The organism is Pseudomonas sp. DW-iso3, assembly GCF_058725305.1.
In genome coordinates this window covers 1-4,366 of record NZ_JBZXDZ010000005.1, presented here as the reverse complement: position 1 = coordinate 4,366, position 4,366 = coordinate 1, and the positions used below count along the sequence as shown (strand labels likewise).

General features: G+C 58.8%; 4 protein-coding genes, 2 tRNA genes and 1 pseudogene. All 7 read right to left on the bottom strand.

The genetic code is table 11. The annotated features are described in order from the left end of the window. Positions 1-390 (bottom strand): annotated as a pseudogene (locus tag AC4PS7_RS14880) (hypothetical protein); the annotation flags it as partial. Between the two features lie 563 nt (positions 391-953). Next, positions 954-1,931 (bottom strand): tRNA dihydrouridine synthase, encoded by a 978-nt coding sequence (locus AC4PS7_RS14875; protein WP_021492566.1) that lies wholly within the window; start codon positions 1,929-1,931, stop codon positions 954-956. Between the two features lie 55 nt (positions 1,932-1,986). Beyond that, on the bottom strand, positions 1,987-2,421 hold the full coding sequence (locus AC4PS7_RS14870) for an acyl-CoA thioesterase (RefSeq protein ID WP_042571801.1): 435 nt from the start codon (positions 2,419-2,421) through the stop codon (positions 1,987-1,989). Between the two features lie 39 nt (positions 2,422-2,460). Continuing rightward, positions 2,461-3,294: an alpha/beta hydrolase gene (locus tag AC4PS7_RS14865; RefSeq protein ID WP_010209051.1), complete on the bottom strand. Its 834-nt coding sequence runs from the start codon at positions 3,292-3,294 to the stop codon at positions 2,461-2,463. A gap of 15 nt (positions 3,295-3,309) precedes the next feature. After that, the gene (locus AC4PS7_RS14860; RefSeq protein ID WP_010209050.1) at positions 3,310-3,849 is read right to left on the bottom strand and encodes a TetR/AcrR family transcriptional regulator; all 540 of its coding nucleotides are present in this window, start codon (positions 3,847-3,849) and stop codon (positions 3,310-3,312) included. A gap of 182 nt (positions 3,850-4,031) precedes the next feature. Continuing rightward, a tRNA-Glu gene (locus AC4PS7_RS14855) sits at positions 4,032-4,107 on the bottom strand. 78 nt (positions 4,108-4,185) lie between these two features. Beyond that, positions 4,186-4,261 (bottom strand) — tRNA-Ala (locus AC4PS7_RS14850). Between the last annotated feature and the right edge of the window lie 105 nt (positions 4,262-4,366).

Below are 4,366 nucleotides of genomic sequence, written 5' to 3'. Positions count from 1 at the left end.
GCCAGGTAGCACGGTCTTCTTGGTATCCACCCCCGGTGCGACCTTGTGTTCGGCCTTCATATCCGGAACGTTCTTGCCATCGGTACCAGGCTTCACCGGGGGCTGGGCATCAAGGTCACTAGGCAGGCGGGGCAACACCCCCATGCCCGCGAGCATGCTACGCATCGCTTTGACCGCGAACTCAAACATGGCAAATAACTTTTCCAGGGACTCCTTATTCATCGGCACATTGTTTTCTTTTGGTGTCGGACTACTGTCCTTTAGAAACTTATTCATACTGTCCATAGACGGCGACAATTCGAGCGATTTATCAGCGTGCACGGAAGTCTGGTTAAGCTGTGGATAATGTGTGTTCGTTGGCATGAACTGCTTGGCCGAGACATTAGACATATTTTTATTCCTGAATCTGTGCCCACCCCCGCACCGGCAGGAGAGAGACCATGATTGACATTAAGTGTGAAACAACGGTGAGTTCGACAAACTCGCAAGATTCGTGGGGCGCAACGGAGATGAGTTCCGAATAATCGTGGCTTATATAAGGAAACCAATTGGGCACCCGAGACGTTTGCCTATGGACATTCGCAGAAAAACCCAGACTGCACGCGCCTCACATCCACCCAAGAGTGGAAACTTCAGGAAACACCCCATGAACAAAGCAACTTAATGAAAACAACAACGCTATTTAAAAAACAAAAGCTATGTTAATTGGCGCACGCGCAAGTACCTGTCCTACCACCCGAGAACATTAAAAAATTAAACTTCAGTAGCAGTTGAGCCAAACATTCATACGCCTTTGCATATATCTCGCAACACCACAACAACCACCCAAAACAAATAAAAACCCAAGCCAGGCCCAGGCAGCACAGGGCGATGCCAAACATATTTTTCAGACAAAAAAAAGGCACCTTTCGGCGCCCCTTACAGCAACAGATGAAACACTTATATATGTAAACCTAATCTTGCAGCGCCACAGACTGTTCGCGCCGACTGGGCATACCCAACAAACGCCCGACCTGCTCCAGGTCGGTTTCCCTGCGCATCAGCGTAAACAAATCCACCGCCTCAGGGTAATTGCGGGTGAGCATCGCCAGCCATTGCTTCAAACGCCCCGGCGCCTGACGCTCGGTCAGTTGTGCCACCGACTGGGTCCAAAACTCCTGGAGCATCGGCTGCATCTCTGCCCACGTCATCTCGACCACCTCCTCCCCTGCCCGCGCCGCAGCGATCTGCCGCGCCAGGTCCGGACGCGCTACCAGGCCACGGCCCAGCATGATGTCTTCGGCGCCACTGACTTCGCGACAGCGCTTCCAGTCTTCAACACTCCAGATATCGCCATTGGCGAACACCGGGACCTTGACCACCTCCTGTACGCGCGGGATCCATTCCCAATGGGCAGGCGGCTTGTAGCCGTCGGTCTTGGTACGCGCATGCACCACGATATGCGCCGCGCCGCCTTCGGCCAGGGCCGTGGCGCAGACCAGAGCGCCATCCGGGCTGTCGAAACCCAGGCGCATTTTCGCGGTGACGGGAATGTGGGCCGGCACTGCGCGTCGGACGTGTTCGACGATCTGGTTGAGCAGCTCCGGCTCCTTGAGCAGCACCGCACCGCCTCGGGACTTGTTGACGGTCTTGGCCGGGCAGCCGAAGTTCAGGTCGATGACCTGCGAACCCAGCTCACACGCCAGCGCGGCGTTTTCCGCCAGGCACACCGGGTCGGAGCCGAGCAATTGCACACGCAACGGCACACCCGCAGCGGTGTGGGCACCGTGGAGCAGTTCCGGGGCGAGTTTGTGGAAATACGCAGGGGTGAGCAGGCGGTCGTTGACGCGGATGAACTCGGTCACGCACCAGTCAATACCGCCGACACGGGTGAGAACGTCCCGCAGGATGTTGTCGACCAACCCCTCCATGGGCGCCAAAGCAATTTGCATGGAAAACACTCAACAAAAATCGTGGCGCAGTTTACTGGGTTTCCCACAGCAACCGTTAACCCCCTGTCAGGGCGGGGCCATAACCGTCGAGAAATTCCGCGGGCATGCGCTTGGGCTTGCCGGTGGACAGCTCGATGCAGACAAAGGTGGTGTGCGCGCGTAGCAGGGTCGCGCCGTCACGCGGGCGTACCAGTTGAAAGCGCCGGGTCATCTTCAGGCGCTGGTCCCAGTCGACGATCCAGGTGGCCAGTTGCAACTCATCGCCTTCGTAGCCTGCGGCGAGGTAGTCGATCTCATGACGCACCACCGCCATGGCACGGTCCAGGCGGCGATATTCGGTCAGGTCCAGGCCCAGCCGCTGGGAATGGCGCCAGGCGCAGCGCTCCAGCCAGGACACGTACACCGCGTTATTGGCGTGCCCCAGTCCGTCGATGTCTTCAGGGGCGACCTGCAGATCGATGATAAACGGCGTTGCCAAATCCCAGCCCATGCCTTGCTCCCGGTCGATTAACTTAACCGGGGCAGTGTATCAGGCAGTTTGCCGCTCCTGTAAACGACGGCCGGCCAGCAGCGCCAGCACACCGTCGATCACGCGCGGATCGGCCAGTACTTTCTGGTGACCGCCCTGTTCCAGGCGCAGCAGACGGCTGTCAAACCAGGCTTCGTGAATGGCTTGGGAGGCTTTGACCGGGACGAAGGTATCGTCTTCGGCGTGTACGATCAGGCCAGGAATGTTCATCTGGTAGTGGGCCACATCCAAATGCTTGAGCGGCATGCCGAAGGTCATTTCGACCTCATGGATGAAGGCCGAGCGTGCCCGCGCCGGCAAACCTACCATCTTGGTGAAGCCACGCAGCACATCCAGAAAGCGTGACGGTGCAGCGATGCTGACCAGCGCCTCGGTACGCAAGCCCAACTGCACCGCCAACATCGCACTGGCGCCGCCCATGGAATGGCCGATCACCGCGTGCAGCGGCGGCAACTCGGCAGCGGCTTCGAGCATGGCACGGGCGAACAGCAGCACATGGGCTTCACGCCCTGGCGAACGACCATGGGCAGGGCCGTCGAGCGCAATCACTGAATAACCGTTATCGACCAACGCCGTGATCAGGCTGGCGAATTGAGTGGGCCGCCCTTCCCAACCGTGCATCAACAATACTGCGGGCCCCTGGCCCCAACGCAAGGCGGACAAACCGAAACGCAAGGTGATGCGCTCCGATTGCGCCAGCAGCGGCAGCTCCCAGTCACGCGGCGGCAGGTCGCGGGGTGTCATGAAGGCGCGGCGCATCTTGCCGGCCACCGTTTGCGGCGCCAAATGCCCCAGGGTGCCGTTGAAGCGACGAATCCAGGTTAATGTGCCCATCATGACAACCCTCTTCTAGCGCACGGCCGACTTGGCGGCGCGCAGCACACGGTCAGACAACTCACCGGGCCCCAAGGCGCGGGCCAAGGCCAGGCCACCGATCATCAGCGCCATGTCAGCCAGGGCTTTGTCGGTGTCTTCAGGGCTGGCGGCGAGTTGCGCGGCCATCAGCTCGCAATGCTCGTTCAGCGCTTGGCGGAATTCATCTGGCAGGCGGCTCATCTCGCCGACAGTTGCCGGGATCGGACAGGCCTGGGCAGTTGAGTCACGGTGTTTGCGTGACAGATAAAACGCCGCCACAAGGCTTCTGCGCTCCTCTCCGGTCAACTGGGCGTCCATGTCATCAATCGACGCACGACGCTTGGCCAGCAACTGGGTGAAGGCCTCCAGCATCAGTGCGTCCTTGCTTTCGAAGTGCGCGTAGAAACCACCGACGGTCAGCCCCGCCGCGCCCATGACTTCACCCACACTCGGCTCAGCCGGGCCGCGCTGGATCAACGCGGCGCTGGCGGCCTGCAAAATGCGTTCGCGGGTTTGCGCTTTTTTATCGCTCATCATTGCCTCCGATGCTCATGGGTTGAATATTATTACCATAATAATATTCCGCAAGCCACCCGCGCGACCGTTGGTCAGAGGAGAAGAATGGGAAAGAGGAGAGAATTGGCCAAACGCCAGACAAACAAAAGGGCCATTCAATAATTGAATGACCCTTAAAAATCCCGCAGAGCGGGTAATCGTGGCGTCCCCTAGGGGACTCGAACCCCTGTTACCGCCGTGAAAGGGCGGTGTCCTAGGCCACTAGACGAAGGGGACACAAACCTTCTGTACACTGATCAGCGCTGAGAACTGATCGATTCAAGGACGGTGTGGCCAGACCTTGAACCTGTAAATTGGTGGAGCTAAACGGGATCGAACCGTTGACCTCTTGCATGCCATGCAAGCGCTCTCCCAGCTGAGCTATAGCCCCGGATTTTTCGTCTCGCGACGCAGCAGACCTTTCGAGCTGCTTGTTGAAACTGGCGTCCCCTAGGGGACTCGAACCCCTGTTACCGCCGTGAAAGGGCGGTGTCCT